Origin of the sequence: Acinetobacter sp. BIGb0102 (assembly GCF_003815055.1) — a bacterium.
GTDB classification, from domain to species: domain Bacteria; phylum Pseudomonadota; class Gammaproteobacteria; order Pseudomonadales; family Moraxellaceae; genus Acinetobacter; species Acinetobacter vivianii.
The window spans coordinates 16,378-35,269 of record NZ_RKQE01000010.1; the positions used below are offsets into that span (position 1 = coordinate 16,378).

20 protein-coding genes and 1 tRNA gene are annotated in these 18,892 nt (G+C 41.0%); 4 read left to right on the forward strand and 17 right to left on the reverse strand.

Annotation, left to right across the window (positions count from 1 at the left end):
• Nucleotides 1-122: 122 nt before the first annotated feature.
• The 10 genes from EC846_RS02830 to EC846_RS02875 form a co-directional block, all read right to left on the reverse strand.
• Nucleotides 123-734, reverse strand: coding sequence for a septal ring lytic transglycosylase RlpA family protein (locus EC846_RS02830; RefSeq protein WP_004772666.1), 612 nt, complete (start codon nt 732-734; stop codon nt 123-125).
• 290 nt (nt 735-1,024) lie between these two features.
• Complete coding sequence (mltB, locus tag EC846_RS02835; RefSeq protein ID WP_123774107.1) at nt 1,025-2,026, reverse strand: lytic murein transglycosylase B; 1,002 nt, start codon at nt 2,024-2,026, stop codon at nt 1,025-1,027.
• A 19-nt stretch (nt 2,027-2,045) separates the two neighbouring features.
• A complete protein-coding gene (gene rodA, locus EC846_RS02840; protein WP_004772663.1) occupies nt 2,046-3,188 on the reverse strand; it encodes a rod shape-determining protein RodA in 1,143 nt (380 codons plus the stop codon).
• Between the two features lie 165 nt (nt 3,189-3,353).
• Nucleotides 3,354-4,013 (reverse strand): hypothetical protein, encoded by a 660-nt coding sequence (locus tag EC846_RS02845; RefSeq protein WP_004772661.1) that lies wholly within the window; start codon nt 4,011-4,013, stop codon nt 3,354-3,356.
• 35 nt (nt 4,014-4,048) lie between these two features.
• Nucleotides 4,049-4,864, reverse strand: coding sequence for an NADPH-dependent 7-cyano-7-deazaguanine reductase QueF (gene queF / locus EC846_RS02850; RefSeq protein ID WP_123774108.1), 816 nt, complete (start codon nt 4,862-4,864; stop codon nt 4,049-4,051).
• Nucleotides 4,861-5,634 (reverse strand): ABC transporter permease, encoded by a 774-nt coding sequence (locus EC846_RS02855; protein WP_123774110.1) that lies wholly within the window; start codon nt 5,632-5,634, stop codon nt 4,861-4,863. The genes queF and EC846_RS02855 overlap by 4 nt, the downstream gene beginning before the upstream one ends.
• Complete coding sequence (locus tag EC846_RS02860) at nt 5,631-6,566, reverse strand: ABC transporter ATP-binding protein (RefSeq protein ID WP_004772655.1); 936 nt, start codon at nt 6,564-6,566, stop codon at nt 5,631-5,633. The genes EC846_RS02855 and EC846_RS02860 overlap by 4 nt, the downstream gene beginning before the upstream one ends.
• Nucleotides 6,567-6,704: 138 nt before the next feature.
• A tRNA-Arg gene (locus EC846_RS02865) sits at nt 6,705-6,780 on the reverse strand.
• A gap of 120 nt (nt 6,781-6,900) precedes the next feature.
• Entirely contained in the window at nt 6,901-7,470 is a 570-nt protein-coding gene (locus tag EC846_RS02870) for a hypothetical protein (protein ID WP_123774112.1), read from the reverse strand.
• A 138-nt stretch (nt 7,471-7,608) separates the two neighbouring features.
• Nucleotides 7,609-8,301, reverse strand: a complete 693-nt coding sequence (locus EC846_RS02875; protein ID WP_047428111.1) for a putative quorum-sensing-regulated virulence factor — start codon at nt 8,299-8,301, stop codon at nt 7,609-7,611.
• 247 nt (nt 8,302-8,548) lie between these two features.
• Between EC846_RS02875 and EC846_RS02880 the strand changes: the two genes are divergently transcribed.
• Nucleotides 8,549-9,784, forward strand: a complete 1,236-nt coding sequence (locus EC846_RS02880; RefSeq protein WP_123774114.1) for an alpha/beta hydrolase family protein — start codon at nt 8,549-8,551, stop codon at nt 9,782-9,784.
• Nucleotides 9,785-9,810: 26 nt separating this feature from the next.
• Here EC846_RS02880 and EC846_RS02885 read toward each other — a convergent pair whose 3' ends face one another.
• Nucleotides 9,811-10,512, reverse strand: coding sequence for a hypothetical protein (locus EC846_RS02885; RefSeq protein ID WP_123774116.1), 702 nt, complete (start codon nt 10,510-10,512; stop codon nt 9,811-9,813).
• A gap of 202 nt (nt 10,513-10,714) precedes the next feature.
• On the opposite strand from EC846_RS02885, the gene glyA reads away from it, so the two are divergent.
• Nucleotides 10,715-11,968 (forward strand): serine hydroxymethyltransferase, encoded by a 1,254-nt coding sequence (gene glyA / locus EC846_RS02890; protein ID WP_004772645.1) that lies wholly within the window; start codon nt 10,715-10,717, stop codon nt 11,966-11,968.
• A gap of 49 nt (nt 11,969-12,017) precedes the next feature.
• Here glyA and EC846_RS02895 read toward each other — a convergent pair whose 3' ends face one another.
• From EC846_RS02895 to yiaA, 4 genes are all read right to left on the reverse strand, one after another.
• Nucleotides 12,018-12,266, reverse strand: a complete 249-nt coding sequence (locus EC846_RS02895; protein WP_123774118.1) for a YfhL family 4Fe-4S dicluster ferredoxin — start codon at nt 12,264-12,266, stop codon at nt 12,018-12,020.
• 1 nt (nt 12,267) lies between these two features.
• A complete protein-coding gene (yegQ, locus tag EC846_RS02900; protein WP_123774552.1) occupies nt 12,268-13,635 on the reverse strand; it encodes a tRNA 5-hydroxyuridine modification protein YegQ in 1,368 nt (455 codons plus the stop codon).
• A gap of 148 nt (nt 13,636-13,783) precedes the next feature.
• Nucleotides 13,784-14,212: a hypothetical protein gene (locus EC846_RS02905; protein WP_004772639.1), complete on the reverse strand. Its 429-nt coding sequence runs from the start codon at nt 14,210-14,212 to the stop codon at nt 13,784-13,786.
• A gap of 240 nt (nt 14,213-14,452) precedes the next feature.
• A complete protein-coding gene (gene yiaA / locus EC846_RS02910; RefSeq protein ID WP_047428096.1) occupies nt 14,453-14,920 on the reverse strand; it encodes an inner membrane protein YiaA in 468 nt (155 codons plus the stop codon).
• A gap of 327 nt (nt 14,921-15,247) precedes the next feature.
• On the opposite strand from yiaA, the gene prfA reads away from it, so the two are divergent.
• Together prfA and prmC are read left to right on the forward strand one after the other, a co-directional pair.
• Nucleotides 15,248-16,336 (forward strand): peptide chain release factor 1, encoded by a 1,089-nt coding sequence (gene prfA / locus EC846_RS02915; RefSeq protein ID WP_123774120.1) that lies wholly within the window; start codon nt 15,248-15,250, stop codon nt 16,334-16,336.
• A complete protein-coding gene (gene prmC, locus EC846_RS02920; RefSeq protein ID WP_004772633.1) occupies nt 16,336-17,154 on the forward strand; it encodes a peptide chain release factor N(5)-glutamine methyltransferase in 819 nt (272 codons plus the stop codon). The genes prfA and prmC overlap by 1 nt, the downstream gene beginning before the upstream one ends.
• Here the strand turns inward: prmC and EC846_RS02925 are convergent.
• Both EC846_RS02925 and EC846_RS02930 read right to left on the reverse strand, forming a co-directional pair.
• A complete protein-coding gene (locus EC846_RS02925) occupies nt 17,151-17,783 on the reverse strand; it encodes an FMN-binding negative transcriptional regulator (protein WP_123774122.1) in 633 nt (210 codons plus the stop codon). The two genes, prmC and EC846_RS02925, sit on opposite strands and share 4 nt — an antisense overlap.
• A gap of 13 nt (nt 17,784-17,796) precedes the next feature.
• A complete protein-coding gene (locus EC846_RS02930; protein WP_123774124.1) occupies nt 17,797-18,858 on the reverse strand; it encodes an AraC family transcriptional regulator in 1,062 nt (353 codons plus the stop codon).
• Between the last annotated feature and the right edge of the window lie 34 nt (nt 18,859-18,892).

The window sequence follows — 18,892 nt, forward strand, 5'->3', positions numbered from 1 at the left end:
ATTCATTTTTATTGCTTCAATATAACCAACAAGCGAAGAGGGCGTAAAGTCCTAAAAAAGAGAATCGATAAAAATAAAAAAAGCCGCATGAGGCGGCTTTTTTTGAATGCTGTGGTTAACGCTTAAGAGTTAGGACCATCAACACGTTCGATGCTTACATTGCCAGTACCAGCGCTAGACATACCCAATTGCTTTGCAGCACCGTAAGATAAGTCTAATACACGGTTACCATGGAATGGGCCACGATCGTTTACTTTCACAACAACACTTTTACCATTGTCTTTGTTTGTTACACGGATGTAACAGTTCAAAGGAAGGCTACGGTGTGCAGCGGTCATGGCATTCATATCGAATGTTTCACCACTTGCCGTTTTACGACCATGGAATTGACGGCCGTACCATGAAGCAACGCCACTTTGGCTGAATTTACGAACGGTGTTCGAAGCAACAGTATTCAGTTTTTCAATCACTGAAGGCTCTTCTTCAGGGATATCGATCTTTGCAGCAATCGTCTGGCGACGTACTTTGTCACCTGAACTCTCAGTGATTGAAAGACTATTAACGTTAGAGAAACGAGAATTAAAATTTTGAGAATCTTTGCTTAGAACGCGGGCAGCCAAATTAGAACCATCCACATCATTTGATAATGATGAAGACTGTACCATTTCAGCATGTAACGGGCTTAAACTTAAGCCTGCCGTCAGCGCTAGAATATATTTTAGCGAAAACTGCATTGTATAAACTCCTAGAGAACATGCTTTTCTATTTCAGTAAAAACTGCCTGAAATATAGTGCACATGTCTAATTATTCACTTTTGCAATTACTTTTAACTTGCGGCGATAATATTCATCGCTTACGAAGTGTGTCTAGTCTTTAACGATAAATAGTTACAAAAAGGGCAAAAACTTACAGTTTCTGGTTAAATAATAATCAATTTTGTAACAAAAAATGAATTTTGCTGGTTCTGTGTTCGTTTTTTATTAAAAAATTATTGACTTTTCATAATCTTGTAAAAAAGCTAGCCTATCGGCTAGCCACTTCTGTACCTAATAACCATACTGCTGTCGCATACATACGGCTTCTGTTGTAGGTGGTAATCACTTGAAAATTTGGATAAGTAATATAGTAGATCGGACCAAATTTATCCTGTAATTGAATGACATTGACCAGATCAAGATCATCAATTTTTACCAAAGGGTTAACAGGTGTAATTCCTAGTCTTTTCAGCTCGCCATAAGGTGTTGGTTGGGTTAGATCCTTGGCAATAATGCTATCAGGATTGTTGCCTGAGTAACGTGCAGGGAAGCCAATTGGACGATCACGCTCCCAACCATACTGAGCTAAATAGTTTGCAATTGAACCAATCGCATCAGCAGCAGAATTTCTGAGATCAATATGTCCGTTACCGTCGTAGTCCACCCCGAGTTTCTGGATGTTACTTGGCATAAATTGTGGATAGCCAATCGCACCTGCATATGAGCCAACGATGCTGTTGGTAGGATAACCTTCTTTATAGGTCCAAGAAATCAGGGCAGCGAGTTCATCACTAAAATAGTCGGCACGACGTGGATAGCCGAATGCGAGGGTTGCTAGTGCATCACGTGTGATGAAAGAGCCCTTATTTGCGCCATAGCCAGTCTCTACACCCAGAATACCTAAAATGACTGCTTTAGGGACGCCATACTGCTGTTCTGCGCGATTGAGGACATCTTCATATTGGTTTTTAAAACGAATGCCGCGTTGAATAGTGCCTTCTGCTAAGAACATTGAACGATAGTCATACCAAGGCTTACTTTCGCCAGGACGCGTCATGATATTTAAAATGTTAGGTAAATTACGTGCGCCGCTCATTGCAGCGTCAATTTGTTCGCTGCTTAAGCCGTAAGTTGTCATTGCTTTTTGTTTAAAAGCAAAGTAATTCGGGTGATTATAAAATTCATTTGCTTGTGCCCAATTACTGCTCAAGAATAAACCAGCGCTTAAAGTTAAAAATTTAAAAGTTTTATTCAAAGTAGGAAGAAACATAAGTTTATAAAATTCCTCATTATCGATGTGTATGAATAGACATAACCAGTCCAAAAGTTGACATAAGGGTAATAATTGCAGTTCCGCCATAACTCATGAACGGCAAAGGCACACCTACTACAGGTAAAATACCACTGACCATGCCTGCGTTTACAAATACATAAACAAAAAATGACAAACCAAAGGCACCAGCCACTAAACGACCATAGTTATGGAAGCTTTGCAGGCCAATCTGGAACGTCCTGAAAATAATTGCACAATAAAGAAGAATCAGCAGGGTAACACCGATTAGACCAAACTCTTCTGAATAAGCTGCAATAATAAAGTCTGTATGGCCTTCAGGTAAAAAGTGTAAGTGCGACTGAGTACCTTCAAGAAAGCCTTTACCCGAAAAACCACCTGAACCAATCGCTGTTTTGGACTGGATAATGTTCCAGCCTGTACCCAAGGCATCTGCTTCGGGATTAAAAAGTGTTAATACCCGTTGACGTTGATAGTCATGTAATAAAAATTCCCATGCAATCGGAATAATGATACCAGCCGCACCTGCTGCTGCCGCAATCAACTTCCACGATAAGCCGCTGAGGAAAAGTACAAAAATACCGCTGGCGAGTACCAGTAAAGAAGTGCCTAAGTCGGGTTGTTCTGCAATGAGGAGAAAAGGCACCACAATTAGCATCAAAGACAGAATGACCTGAGAGAAGCTAGGAGGGAGGGCTTTGCGAGACAAGAACCATGCAACCATCATTGGCATGCCGATCTTCATAAACTCACTTGGCTGCACACTCCCGAAGCCCGGAATATCAATCCAGCGTTGAGCCCCCATACGCACTTCACCAAAGACCATCACTGCGATCAGGCACAACACACCGAACACATAAAAGTAAGGTGAAAATGCCTGATAGACTTTTGGTGGAATCTGGGCCAAACCAAACATCACCGCAAAGCCAATTCCGAAACTCATCGCCTGTTTGGTAACCAGTCCTACATCTTGTGCAGATGCACTATATAAAACAGTCAGGCCGAGTATGGCATTGAGGATCAAAAACAGGCAAAGCCAAGGATCAAGGTGAAGTTGTTGCCAACGGGAAAGTTGATTGGCTGTGCTCAAGCCATCACGTGGTGCTTGACGCAAAAATTTGTATTGTGAGCTTGGAGACATGCGATTCTAAATCAAGTAAATCAACGCTTCGCGCATGCTAACATAATCGCCGATTTAGACAATGCAAATTTAGAAATTGTGACATTTATAAGCGGTTAATTTTGCATAAAATCGGCATAAAAAAAGCGACGATTTTACAATCGCCGCTTTCTGCTGAATTTCAGCTTATTTTTGTACCAGTAACTGATCGAAATGTTTGGTAAACACTTCGAGTTCAACTTGGCTTAAGCTTGGAATCAATTTCTTAATCACAATATGAACTGCGGTTTCAACACCACTTGTTGCAACGCTAGCAACGCCACGTTTAACCATACCAAGACCAAGCGTCTTGTTATATTCTGTCATAAAGTGGTGGATCAGCGCATCGGCAAATGTTTTAAACTGTTTTGTTAAAGCATCGCGTTGCTCTTTACCATTTCCAGCAGCTACTTCAGCAAAGCTCTTTTTCATGTCAGCAACAAGGCTATCTGGTAATGCTGTACCGATACGTTGTTTACCGTCATTATCAATGAATAGGCTCTTTTCCATAAAGGCTAAAGATTCAAGCACCTGTTCATTTGAAGCTTTGCCTAGAAGCTGTTTCATGAGGGTTTCAACAATGCCGCGAATTTTAATCGCAAGACCTTCGGTAGTATCTCGTTTGTCACTTGGTGGAAACTGCTGAACCAGGTGAACCAACATGGTGTCAATTAACTCATCAGTAAGCTGTAGAGAAATTTTGTCACGTAAAGGGTATTGAGGCTCTTTACTGTCACGATTGGCTTGTGCAAGTTGAATATCCTGACTCAAACTTGCTGACGGAAGAATACCGAAATAACTGGTCATTGAAGAACGTCCTCTATATATCAAATTTATTCGTTTTATTGTCGTGCCAAGCGAATTGGCTCGGGCATCCATGACAAATCTGATACTCGGCATGGGTTAATATCCAAGCCCCCGCGGCGAGTATAAGTTGCATAGACCATCAGTTTTTCTGGCTTCAAAAGTTGCCAAATGTCGGCAAATATTTGCTCAACACATTGCTCATGGAAACCATTATGCTGACGGTACGAGATAATATAAGCTAAAACGCTGCGATAACAAGGCTTTTTACCTTGCAAACGAATAAAAACCGTCCCCCAATCTGGTTGACCTGTAACAGGACAATTACTTCTTAAAAGATGAGAGTAAAGCTCAATTTCTACATTTTCTTCAGCAGACGTATCTAATTGCAACAACGTTGAATCAGGATGTTCGGAAAGACGTTCAGGAATCAAATCATCAATGCAAATGCCTTGAGGTTTTGAAATCTCTAAATCATCGACTTGAAACAGGTGTAATTCAACTTTTGCACCTGCTGCTTTTGAAAGATCCTGTTCAACTGCTGCAATAAAGGCTTCTTTCGACTCAAATTGAGTGAAGTTCATGCTGTTGAAATAAAGCTTAAGTGACTTCGATTCAATTAAGTTGGGTGAGCTTGCCGGCAGCGTTAAACGGCCAATCGCCACCTGAGGTAAACCCAGCTGATTCAACCATGAAATTTCAAAAACATGCCACCAGTCTTTGCCTTGAGTAATGCCTTCAATATGCGCATATTGTTGACGAGACTCAGCACGAGCAATTGGAAATAAAACTTCTGGCTGATATTGAGTCGGGTATTGGGTGTCTTTACCCAATAAAGAAAGTTCAACACTCATTCACGCATTCCTGAACCACGAGCTAATAAATGATATGCAATTGCATAGAGGACAACACAACAGAGGGTCACAACACCTAAAGAGAAGGCAACATTGACGTCACTGTGCCCTAAAATGCCGTAACGGAAGGCATTGACCATATATACAATTGGATTAACTAAAGAGACGTTTTGCCAAAAAGGGCTTAATGCACTGATGGCATAGAATACACCACCTAAATAGGTGAGTGGGGTCAATACGAAAGTCGGGATAATCGAAATATCATCGAAAGACTTTGCATATACGGCATTAATAAAGCCACCCAGAGAAAACAATAATGACGTAATAATGACGGTATATATTGTCACAAATAAATTATAAATTTCTAAATGAGTAAAGAATAGGCTCATGATGGTCACAATCAAGCCAACCAGTACACCACGGCTGACCCCACCAATCACATAACCCCACAGGATTAAATGCAATGGCACAGGACTCATAATCAGTTCTTCAATACTTTTCTGGAATTTGGCACTAAAGAAACTTGAAGAAACGTTGGCATAGCTATTGGTAATGACGGCCATCATGATCAAACCGGGCACGATGAATTGCATATAGCTAAAGCCACCCATTTCACCAATACGGGAACCGACCAGATTCCCAAAGATCACAAAGTACAAACTCATGGTGATCGCTGGTGGCAGCAAGGTTTGTGGCCAGATCCGCATAAAGCGACGAATTTCTTTAAAAACTAAAGTCCAAAGCGCAGTTTTTAATTGACTGAAGTTCATTCATTCGCTCCTGCAAGATTCTTCTCGACCATTTTCACGAATAATTCTTCCAGACGATTCGATTTATTCCGCATACTGTTCACTTGAATGTTTTGTGACTGCAATATCAGGAACAGGTCATTCATACTGTGGGCTTTGTCCATAGTCACTTCAAGTGTCACTGGATCAATCAGATTAAATTTGAAACCAATAATATTGAGATCAAAACCACTAATCGGTTCAGCCAAATCACAAATGAATGATTCTTCATTCAGCTGATTGAGGAAGCCTTTCATGGTGGTATCTTCTTTAATCACGCCACGATCGATAATCGCAATGCGACGACACAACATTTCGGCTTCTTCTAAATAGTGCGTGGTTAGAATGATTGACGTACCGTTCTCATTCATTTCGGTAAGAAAGTCCCACATCGAACGACGAAGTTCAATGTCAACACCAGCGGTTGGCTCATCAAGAATCAGCAGCTTTGGCTCATGCATCATGGCACGTGCAATCATCAAACGGCGTTTCATACCGCCTGAAAGCATACGTGATTGAATATTACGTTTTTCCCATAGGCCAAGCTTTTCTAGATAATGTTCGGCACGTTGTTCTGCCAATTTTTTAGGAATGCCGTAATAACCAGCTTGGGTCACTAAAATATCGAAAGTTTTTTCGAATTGACCAAAGTTAAATTCTTGAGGAACAACACCAAGACATTGTTTTGCTTGAGAAGGATGGGTATCTAAGTTATGTCCAAAAATCTCAACTGAACCAGATGTTTTTTTGGCTAAAGAGCTAATGATACTGATCGTCGTCGATTTTCCTGCACCATTAGGGCCTAATAATGCATAAAACTCACCTTCAGGGACGGTTAAATTAATACCTTTTAACGCCTGAAAACCATTACGATAAGTTTTGGACAAATCGCTCAACACCAAAGCATCAGTCATAAACGTCTCACGTTGTTAAATAGAACGGGTATTTTGAGCGATATGAATAAATAAACCAAGTAGAAAAATAGGTTTATGGCGTGTTAAAAACAGAACGATTATAGAAATATGAGAATTTGGGTAAAAAAGAAGAAGCAATGGTGCGCTCAGCGGGACTCGAACCCACGCCACAGGCTTCGGAGACCTGTACTCTATCCAGTTGAGCTATGAGCGCATGCGTGCCACATCATAGGCAAAAAACACAGGCAGGTAAATATATACCTTTGAATAAAGCGATTTCTTGTTTATTAAAACATCAATTTTATTCTCGACTTAGTCAAATTTTGGAATAAAACTATAAATGCTGTACTGAATAATTGATTAATTTCAACGTTTGATTCAACTGACTTGGTGGAATCCGTGATTCTTGTAATGACGTAATCCATTGCATCTGACAGGCTTTCAGTTGCTGTAAAGAATGAATCGACTGAATTTTCTGGATTAACGGGCGAGCCATCAGACCACAATAGCTGGTCAATGTCTGAATCATGACTTGCTGGATTTCAACAAAAGGAAGTTTTTCCAGTTCAACTGTTTCTTCAACCTCTAATGCAGTTTGAATTATGTCTTGTTCTTGAACTGGGAGTGATTGAATAGGTAGAGCTTCTTCAAGAATTTCTGTCGTTAATACTGTTTTTGTTGCTTCTTTATTTATTGGTGGAGATGTGTGTTGTGCCAATAGGCCCATCTCGATTAGCTGTTGCACCAGTTCCGTGGGTGCAATTCGATCCTTATAATCTTGATCCAGTTCTTTAAAATCTTCGTGATCAATTAAAAGCAACAAACGACGTTGACGGGCAGTTAAAGCTATATGACGTTCCTGTAACGCACTTTGCCCAAGTTCAGTTTTAAAAAAATGTGACATCTCTTAATTTCCCCCTAATCAAGATAAGACGGGGATTAAGATAGAGTTGAAAAATGACAGTAATATTAACAATTTATTAAATATCACTGCCTTTTTTTGATAAAGAAGGAAAGTTGCTAAATGACTTTCCTTTTGAAATTATTTAACTAATTTTGCTTCTAAAGCTTTGCGTAAATAAGGATCTAAATCGTCCTGACGCATCAGCCATTGAATATAGTCGGCAGGAAGATCCTGAATGGCAGTGCCTTTATGTTTCCCAAAGGTGATACTTTTTGGAATACGGGCTTCTTCGGAGGCAATATAAAGTTGCTCAATATCTTGGATGTTGAGTTGATGGATGATGTGCATCAAGATATTGGCAGTTAAGATAATGTCAGCGTCTGCACGATGTGCACCTTTAAGCATTTCACGTGCTTTATCACTGCCTTTAGAAATGAGATAGATGAGGGCAGAGATATTATGTGCTTCAGCATTTTCCCAGACATGGCGTGCCAGTGCCAAAGTACAAATTGGCTTTAATTGAGATACATCGACACCGCAACGCGCAATAGCGGCAATATCATAGTCAACGTTATGACCAATAATATAGGTGGTTTGAGCTGGAAGCTGAAACTCATTATAAAAAGGTTGTCCCACCAGATCGGATTCTAAAATATGGTGTACTGCCATGGCCGCATAAGAAATCGGTTGTCCAACCTGATAAAGTTGGTCAAAGATCTGCTTTTTATCTAGACTGAGTTTTCCATTTTCGATTTCAATTGGAGCGTAGGCGATTTCAATCGGCAAACCATTCAAAGTATGCGTTTCTGTATCTAGGATGATGGCTTGCATGAAAGTCGACCTGATCTGAGTTGAGAATGCCAATATCTTACAAGAAATTTATTTGAAACAGGATTGAATCAGTCAAGGTCACTTTATTTTTTTTAAACATAAAATTGAGTTTGGATAAATTAACATCGAAAATTGAAAAAATACTTGAACAATTTGATATTAAGCGCATTCTTATGGAAGTAATTGCCTTAGTAAAAGATGTGCTAAGGATTAAAATGAAAAAGATAAAAAAACAGGGAAACATGACATGAATATGAAATTGTTAACGGTTGCGCTCATCAGTTCAAGCGTGTTGCTTAGCGCGTGTAATGACGATGATAACAATATTTCGTTTGTACCTAAGCCAGACATTCCAGAAAATAATATTAAAAATCCAGTTGTGGGGATTCCAGTAGCATATACCAAAACAGATTTTAGCGCGGTGGCTGCTGAAAGTTCCGTAATGACTTATAAAATGTTGGGACAGAATGGTAAGGAAACGATGGCAACCAGTCTATTGTTTGTACCGGGTGGGCCCACACCTCAAGGAGGATGGAAAATTGTTGCATGGGCACATGGTACGACAGGGGTAGCAGATCAATGCGCGCCGAGCCGTAACGCAACTGGCCCTGAGGTTGGAAATATGATTACGCAGTTACTTGCAGCAGGTTATGTGGTGGTCGCGCCTGATTACGAAGGCTTGGGAGAACCGAGTGGCCGAGAATTGCATCCATTTTTGAATGTTAAGAGCGAAGCATTCTCTATTACCGATGCTGTAGTTGCTGCACGATATTATTTAGCTGGACAAGGTAAAGTTGTATCTCGTCAATGGATGACAGTGGGGCATTCACAAGGCGGTCAAGCAGCATTAGGCGCAGCGCAATATCAAAGCCGTGCCAAGCTGGATTATAAAGGAACGATTGCTGTTGCACCTGCGTCTAATTTAGCGGCTATTTTGGTCAATGGGAATGCATCTGTTGAAAATGCACCTTTGCCGCAAAAAATTGAAATGTATGCACAACTGGATACATTTACGGCCTTAATTACCGCTGGACTACGAAACCTTGAACCAAGCTTTAGCTATACCAATGTATTCCAGTCGCCAACGGATGGGATCGCTAACAATGCAGAAACTGATTGCTTTGATGTGCTAGGTAAAAAGTTTGGAGATGCCATGCAGAAATATGCACTGAGCAATGGTAATTTAACCAATTATCCTCGCACACAAACCAATTTTATGGCTGTACCATTGGTCAAAACATTCCTAGAAAAGGATTCACAACCCGCTCAAGTGAAGTTGAATCAGCCTGTCACGATTTATCAAGGTGCACAGGACACAACCGTTCCTAAAGCAGCAACGGATGCACTTGTAGCGCTAGCTCAGAGTAAAGGGTCAAGCATCCAGTATATTACGAATGCACAGTGGAATCACGGTACAGCTTATGACTTGAATATCAGCAATATTGTCGGGGATGTAAAAGCGGCGATGCCTGCGAGTAATTAAGTCACTGGGAATAATTTAATGGTAAATTATTCCCGAATTTTACTTTCTAGATAAGCAATATCTGGACATAGTGTTTTGGTTGGCTTGTGTTCATAAAGCTCTGCCCTAAAATCAATTTTTTCAGGTTCATTAAAACCGAAAGTTTTATAAATTTGCATACTTTCGTGAACAGCTTTTTTATATAACAGACTAACTGAAAAATATGCCAGTAAACCCAAGGTTCCACTGATAAGAATAGAGGAGATAATTGCTATAAACATTTCTCCCGTAGATTCGCTATTAAATAAAAAGAAAGTATTTACTAAAAGGCCTATTATAAGGAATGCCATACCAATCGTTTTTTGTCTTCTTTTTAAACCTTCTAGAGTGAAGCCATGTTGAGGAAGCGAGTAAATTAAATTTTGTTCTGGGTGATAGATTGCATAGGCAGGGCTTATGTCAGTGAAGCTCTCTGCATCAATAACAGCATATAACTCATCACCTTCTTGAAAAAAAATATATTCAGCAACGCCCATTACTGTGCGTTGGTCAATCATAAAACTATATATTTTATATTGTTTATTTATCTTATATGCTAAAGCACGAGCATCAAAATCGAACAATTTGTCTATAAGTATCTGTGCCAACAGAGCTTGATCTTGTTCTATCTGAGTTTCATAATTTCGATTTCTGATACAGTAAAAATCATATATTTTTAAATGCTGAATGTTCCCGTTAATGCGTATCATTTTATCTAGATAATTAACTATAAACTCCAATGATAAGCTTAAGGAAAAATCTTAATCAACCAAAAGCTAGATTTTGATAGATATAAGCAATTTTTATTGAGAAATGAGTAAACTTCATTCTGCTTAATTACAAACTTCGTGCTACAATACGCACCAATCTTTAGCACGGCTTAAAAGCCCTAATTTATAGGACCCTCCGCTAATGTTTGCCAATATTTCTATTGCTGAATTTGATCCAGAATTAGCTCAAGCGATTGCTTCTGAAGGCGTACGCCAAGAAGCACATATTGAGTTAATTGCATCTGAAAACTATTGTTCACCAGCTGTGATGGAAGCACAGGGATCAAAACTTACTAACAAATATGCAGAAGGCTATCCTGGCAAACGCTACTACGGCGGTTGTGAATATGTTGACGTGATCGAGCAACTTGCAATTGATCGCGCAAAAGAATTATTCGGCGCTGATTACGCAAACGTTCAACCACACGCAGGTTCTCAAGCGAACTCAGCTGTTTACCTAGCGCTTCTTAACCCAGGCGATACTGTATTGGGTATGAGCTTGGCGCACGGTGGTCACTTGACGCACGGTGCAAAAGTAAGCTTCTCTGGTAAAACATACAATGCGATCCAGTACGGTTTAAACCCAGAAACGGGTGAAATCGATTATGAAGAAGTTGAACGTTTAGCTTTAGAACATAAGCCACGCATGATCGTTGCTGGTTTCTCTGCATATAGCCAAGTTGTTGACTGGCAGCGTTTCCGTGACATCGCAGACAAAGTAGGTGCATACCTTTTTGTTGATATGGCTCACGTTGCAGGTCTTGTGGCTGCTGGCGTATATCCAAACCCAGTACAAATTGCAGACGTAACAACCACAACGACGCATAAAACACTTCGTGGTCCACGTTCTGGTTTGATCCTTGCTAAAGCAAACGAAGAAATCGAGAAAAAACTTCAATCAGCTGTATTCCCTGGCAACCAGGGCGGTCCGTTGATGCATGCGATTGCGGCAAAAGCAATCTGCTTCAAAGAAGCAATGTCTGATGAATTCAAAACTTACCAACAACAAGTTGTGAAGAATGCTCAAGCAATGGCTGAAGTATTAATCGCACGTGGTTATGATGTTGTGTCTGGTGGTACAGAAAACCATTTATTCTTATTGTCTTTAATCAAACAAGACGTAACGGGTAAAGATGCTGATGCATGGTTAGGTGCTGCACATATCACTGTAAACAAAAACGCGGTTCCAAATGATCCACGTTCTCCGTTTGTGACTTCTGGTATCCGTATCGGTACACCAGCAGTGACCACACGTGGTTTTGGTGAAGCTGAAGTTCGTGAACTTGCTGGCTGGATCGCTGATGTGATCGATAGCAAAGGTGATGAGAAAGTTATCGCTGATGTGAAAGCAAAAGTTGAAGCAGTTTGTGCAAAATTTCCAGTATATGCAAACTAATTTGTATAGCTAAAAAAGCGCCGTCAGGCGCTTTTTTTATCGCTGTCTTTTATACAATTTGTAGATGTTTAAACTTTTGTAAAAGTTCAGCTTGAGTTTCAGGGTGCTGCAGATCGGGTTTAATACAGTCAATCGGACACACCGCCACACAAGTGGGTACTTCATAAAAACCGACACACTCGGTACAGCGGAGTGGGGCGATTTCATAGACTTTTGCACCTTCATCGATCGCTTGATTGGGGCATTCAGGCAAACACATATCACAATTGATACATGCATCTGTAATCAGCAAAGCCATTTTAATCTGCCGAATAGGCTAAAGCTGCTGAATGCAATTGCTCAGCAGCATCAGGTAAATTACGGATCAGCAGCGCATAAGCAATATCAATCTCTGGAGAGAGGGGAATTTCGACAATGTGGCCTGAGCCTTTGGCATTCTCAATCGGATTGCCTTTAAGGTCTCGCATCTGTTCCAAGATAAAGCTGATATTACCTTTTGGAGTCATCAGTTCCAGTGAATCGCCGACCAGAAAGCGGTTTTTGACTTCGATACGAATATAGTCGCCATTGCGCTCCATCACTTCACCACAAAATTGTTGATAGTCAAAGTGAGATGAACCATCCGTATAATTCTGATAATCGCGATGCACATGACGGCGTAAGAAGCCTTCGGTATAACCTCTATTGGCCAGACCTTCCAGTTGGGTCATTAAGCTGGTATCAAATGCTTTGCCAGCAAGTGCGTCATCTATGGCCTTACGGTAAATCTGTGCGGTGCGTGCACAATAAAAATAGGATTTGGTGCGACCTTCAATTTTGAGTGAAGCCACCCCGATTTTAGTAAGTCGATCAACATGCTGCACGGCACGTAAATCTTTTGAATTCATGAAATAAGTACCATGTTGATCTTCTTCAGCCGCAAACATATCTTCATCGTTGCGTTGTACTAAAACAGTGTGTGCTGATGAATGAGATGTTGAGGTTTGAGAACAACATGTTTTTTCTGAATGGATCTGTTGAACAGGGATCACATCACCATTGGCATCTTCTTGTGCGGCATGAATTTTGTAATCCCAGCGGCAGGCATTGGTACAGGCACCTTGATTGGCATCGCGTTTATTCATATAGCCTGACAATAGGCAACGTCCTGAATAGGCCATGCACAGTGCGCCATGTACAAAAACTTCCAGCTCAATGTCTGGGACTTGTGTCTGAATTTCCTCGATTTCTTCGATCGACAATTCACGAGACAGAATAATGCGGCTTAGACCATAATCCTTCCAGAATTTAACCGTTGCCCAGTTGATGGCATTGGCTTGTACCGATAGATGAATCTGCATTTCGGGGAAATGTTCACGTACCATCATGATCAAGCCTGGATCAGACATAATCAATGCATCTGGTTGCATGGCAATAATCGGTTCGATATCTCGGATAAAATTTTTAAGCTTGCTGTTATGAGGCTGGATATTGACCACCACATAAAACTTTTTGCCTAAGGCATGCGCCTCATCAATCCCCATTTTTAAATTGTCATGGTCAAACTCATTATTACGTACACGTAAGCTATAACGAGGTTGACCTGCGTAGACCGCATCTGCGCCATAAGCAAAGGCATAGCGCATATTTTTAAGGGAACCAGCAGGAGAGAGTAATTCGGTATTCATCATGCAATAAAAGGCATATAAAAAATAGGGAATTATTCTAAAAAGTTCGAAACAATGATTCAACCTAGCATTTTGCTCAGGATTTTATCGATAAGCGGGAAAGGTTGCGGGCATAAAAAAAGCACCCGAAGGTGCTTTTTCTAAGAAATTAGTGATGACGATGCTTTCTTTTTTTCTTGTATTTTTTTGACTGGTGATTGTCATAATAACGGTCTTGACCGACTTTGCGGCCTAAAGCAGAACCACCTGCGGCACCCGCAGCAGCGCCGATATAACCACCTGTCGTACCACCGAGGTTTTTACCGACAGTATAACCACCCACACCACCTAAACCACCACCAATGGCAGCTTCAGTACGTGTGCGTTTGCTACTTGCAGCCGCTGCACCACCAGCGCCACCAAGTGCAGAGCCAATCATTGCGCCGTTATTGCCACCGATTTCTTTACCAAGTGCAGTACCAACGACACTACCGAGTGCAGATGTTGCTGCAACACGAGTTGCGTTATCAGCATGAGCGACAGTAACAAGTGATGAAGTTGCAAAGATTGCACCACATAACCAAGCGTTTAATTTCATTTTTTGACTCCGTGTCCGCAATAAATCGGACGTCTTTCTAATGGCAGCAAATGTAACAAAGTTTGAGAATGAAAGTGTGGAGAAGCTGGCCTAAATTATTACTCTTTGGTGTCTGGATTGTAATCTTTTGTTTTGTATTAGGTTTTTATAAAATATATAATGATTTAAAAACAAATGGTTAGGATTTTATTGTTGAGGATAAGGCTTAAATATTTTTAAGCCTTTATTTCAAAATAAAACTTAGTCCTGTTGTTCATCTTTTACAGAATTATCTTCTAACTTGAGTTGACGCGGGTTAAATTCTGTTTGGAGACGTAAATAATTTAGATCGCGAATATTCTTTTGTGTGGCGACGACACCAAATAGACTTAACAGGAAGGACATAATATAAAAGCCTTTCTCACTCATTGTCAGTTCGGCGTTCCATAAACTAATCAATAAAAGCACGATACACACTGCCATTGAGGCCCAGCAGAGTCCGTAGTAAATGGCAGTCACAGGAATTTCTTCAAGTTGATCTCGTACCGTTTTTTGCAGGGATGCTGCCGAGAAAAGACCATAGAGTAAAATGACCAGATAATAGCCTTTTTCATGGAGTGGCATATTGGCATTCCACAACCCAATCATAAAGCCAACGGCACCTGCAATTAAGGCAACCCAGCTTGCTGCAATAAAGGCAGAGGTAGGACGATTAATAAAATTATTCATAGTTTATCCTGTTGTTTTATCATTCTATTTATCCTTCATTATTTATAGCTAAGCACTCGGCAGAGAACAAGCTGTAAAAACTAAAACTGAACAATTTGTGATGAAACGAGGGTGGAATAGTAAGTTCCACAGTTTCACTATGTCTTTTAAGCAGCAGAGTCTGTAAACTATGCGCAATTTTTTGATTTTGCTCGTGCTTCGTAGGGGCGCCATTGTCTTTCCATGCCTTGTTTCTGTTGTTTTAGCCGATAACGTAATGCATGGCTGAAAGGTCAACAAACCCTATTTTGATCGCACTGAGTCTTTAGATTTTGAGATATTCCGCCCATGAAAGCATCACTCCGTTTAAGACTCGATCAACTTTGTGATCGTCACGAAGAGCTGACTGCATTACTCGCTGATGTAGAAGTAATTTCGGACAATAAACGTTTCCGTAAATTGTCCCGTGAACATAATGATTTAACTGAAATCACCGAAGTTTGGAGTAAGTATCGTCAAGCGGAAGAAGATATTGAAACTGCCGAAATGATGAAATCAGATCCTGATTTCAAAGATATGGCCGAAGAAGAAGTCAAAGAAAATAAAGCACTTCTGGTCGAGCTTGAAGATCAACTTAATGTGTTGATGATTCCTAAAGATCCAAACGATGCCAATGCAGCTTATCTTGAAGTGCGTGCGGGAACGGGCGGTGATGAGGCTGCGATCTTCTCGGGCGATTTATTCCGTATGTACAGTAAATACGCTGAAACCCAAGGCTGGCGTATTGAGGTGCTTTCTGAAAATGAAGGTGAGCATGGCGGTTATAAAGAGATCATTTGCCGTATCGATGGTGAAGGTGTGTATGGTCGCTTGAAGTTTGAAAGTGGCGCGCACCGTGTACAACGTGTCCCTGCAACTGAATCGCAAGGACGTGTTCATACCTCGGCATGTACAGTTGCTATTCTTCCAGAAGTCGATGTAGATACCACAGTTGAAATCAATCCTGCTGATTTGCGTATTGATACTTATCGTGCATCAGGTGCGGGTGGTCAGCATATTAACAAAACTGATTCTGCGGTACGTATTACCCATATTCCGTCTGGGGTTGTGGTGGAATGTCAGGAAGAACGTTCACAGCATAAGAACAAAGCCAAAGCGATGGCATTATTGGTTTCACGTCTGGAAAATGCCAAGCGTGCAGCAGCAGATGCAGCAACATCAGAAATGCGTCGTGATTTGGTAGGTTCAGGTGACCGTTCAGAGCGTATTCGTACCTATAACTACCCGCAAGGTCGTATGACTGATCACCGTATTAACCTGACTTTATATAAGTTAGATGCAATTATGGAAGGTGATTTAACCGAATTACTGGACAGCTTGCATCGTGAATATCAGGCTGATCAGCTGGCGATGCTTGCACAGGAAAATGGCGGCTAATGAATATTGCTCAAGCGTTAGAGATTAAAGGTGAAATTGATAGCTATGAACGTCAGGAGGCTGCATGGCTACTTGAGCATCTTCTTGGTATTAATGCGCTGGAACTCAAATTACGCCTTGAGCAAGAATTAACAGACATGCAGGAACAGGCTTATCTGGATGGTCTTGCTCGTATTGAGCAGGGTGAGCCATTGGCCTATGTCACTGGTTCACAGCCATTTTGGACCTTAGACCTAAAAGTTACCCATGACACTTTGGTACCTCGTCCAGATACTGAGATTCTTGTGGAAACAGTGTTGAAGCTGCCACTGGATCAGCAAGCCAAGATTGTTGATTTGGGTACGGGAACGGGTGCAATTGCTTTGGCACTTGCGAGTGAACGTCCGCAATGGCAAGTCATGGCGACTGATATTTATGAGCCAACTTTAGCGGTTGCTCAGGAAAATGCGGTTCGGCATGGTCTGATGCAGGTGAAATTTGCTTGTGGTGCTTGGTTTGAAGCACTGGATGAGCAGCAGTTTGATTTAATTGTGTCGAATCCACCGTATATTGATCCAGAAGACGTGCATATGCAGAAGCTCAAGTCTGAACCTGAGCGTGCCTTGATTGCGGATCGTCAGGGAATGGCAGATATCGAAATCATTATCGATCAAGGTAAAAACTGGCTCAAACCAGAAGGCTGGATTGTACTTGAACATGGTTATGACCAAGGTGAAGCTGTTCGTCAGGTCTTCGAGCAGCAAGGTTTTGAGCAAATCCAGACCATTAAGGATTATGGCGGCAATGATCGGGTCAGTTTAGGTCAAAAGTCTGCTTAATCTTTAATATATTGCTGTACGGCTTTTGCTAAATTGTGACTGCCGTGTTTTTCAAGCCCATCAACCACGCCTAAAGCATCTAATTTTTCCCGATTTTGACTCAATTTAAATTTGCCTGTGATCTCGGTTATCTGAATTTCAATGCCCACAATTCCTTGCAATTGCTGAGTAATATATTCGGCAGGTGCATCTGACATTTTCCATGGAACAGGCTGTTTCGCTTCATGTGTACGTGTCAGTTTTGCCAAAATGCCGCGCAATGCTTTTTCATCAGATAAGAAATTAATTTTGCCTTTAACATGCACCACCTGATAGTTCCATGTCGGTACATGTTGATGATGCTGTTGTTTGCTTGGATACCAGTTCGGTGAAATATAACCTTGCTCACCTTGAAAGATAATCAGGACTTCTGTGCCATTTGGGATTTGCGTGTGCAATGCATTTTTTTTGGCAATGTGTGCAATCAGTGTCGCTGTTTGATTTTCTTCATCGAGTATCAGTTTAAAAGGCAGATGATGGGCATCCAAGCCTTCTGAACTGTGGCTGATAAGGGTCGCAAAAGGATAATCCTGAATCAGCTGATAGAGTTTTTGAGGGTCTTTTTCTTCAAAAATTTCAGGTAAATACATGGTTTAATTCCTTTTACTCATCAAGTAAGTTCAGTTTATTTTTCTTTAATGGAGAGGTTTTGCGATAACTGCCTGGACTGACACCACTCCATTTTTTAAAAGCACGGTGAAAAGCACTGGGATCATGAAAGTTGAGGTCATCGCTAATACTTTGAATTGAATCATCCGTTTTGCTCAGCCTTTCAATTGCAATATCACAGCGAATGTCATTCTTCAGCTGCTGGTAGCTGACACCTTCCTGTTTTAAACGACGTTGGATGGTGGCTGTCGACATATTGAGCTGCTGCGCAATATCTTTGAGTTCGGCCCATTCCGAAGGTGGTTGTAGTAATAATTGCCGACGTATTTGTAGACTCAGCGAATTTTCATTCTTAAAACGTACAATCAGGTTGTAGGGCGTATGTTTAAGAAAATCATTGAGTGCCTGTTTGTCTTTTTTGATTTTATGTTTCAGATAATGTGCATCAAATTCGATGCTGTTTTGCTCAGCATGGAAGTGGATATTTTCACAAAAACGGACACGATAATCCTGTATTTCGACAGGCGGATGGCATCTAAACGTCATTTTATGAAAGTGAATGCGCTGATCGCTGAGCCAGCACATTAAGCTGTGAACCAGCATCAGAAAGGTCGAGTAAGTAAACATCCGCTTTGGTTGTTCGCGATCATGCAGGATCAGATAAGCCTTAGTACCTTTCTGAACCAGTTCACCGCGAATATCATCCAGAATCAGCGCTAAAAACTTTAAAATTTCTTTAATTGCCTGTTCCAGCATCTCAGTATTAAAGGCAAGCTTTGCCAGTAATTGATAGCTGCCACGGCGCATGGGATGGGTATCCATACCGAGAAACTCATCATTCATACTCTCCGCCAGCTCTACCCATAATTGGGCACACTGCGCGACAGGAACACGAGCTTTGCTTGAGGTTAACAACTCAGCAGAAATGCCAGCCCGATTGGCAATACTGACAATATTTAAACCGCGACTTGCAGCAACGCTTAATGCTTCCCGAATTAAAGCATTTGAAATTGTATCCTTGGCCGCATTAAGATCGTGAGTGTAGTTTTTGGTCATATCAGCATGAAATACAGGAGAATAAATAGATCGA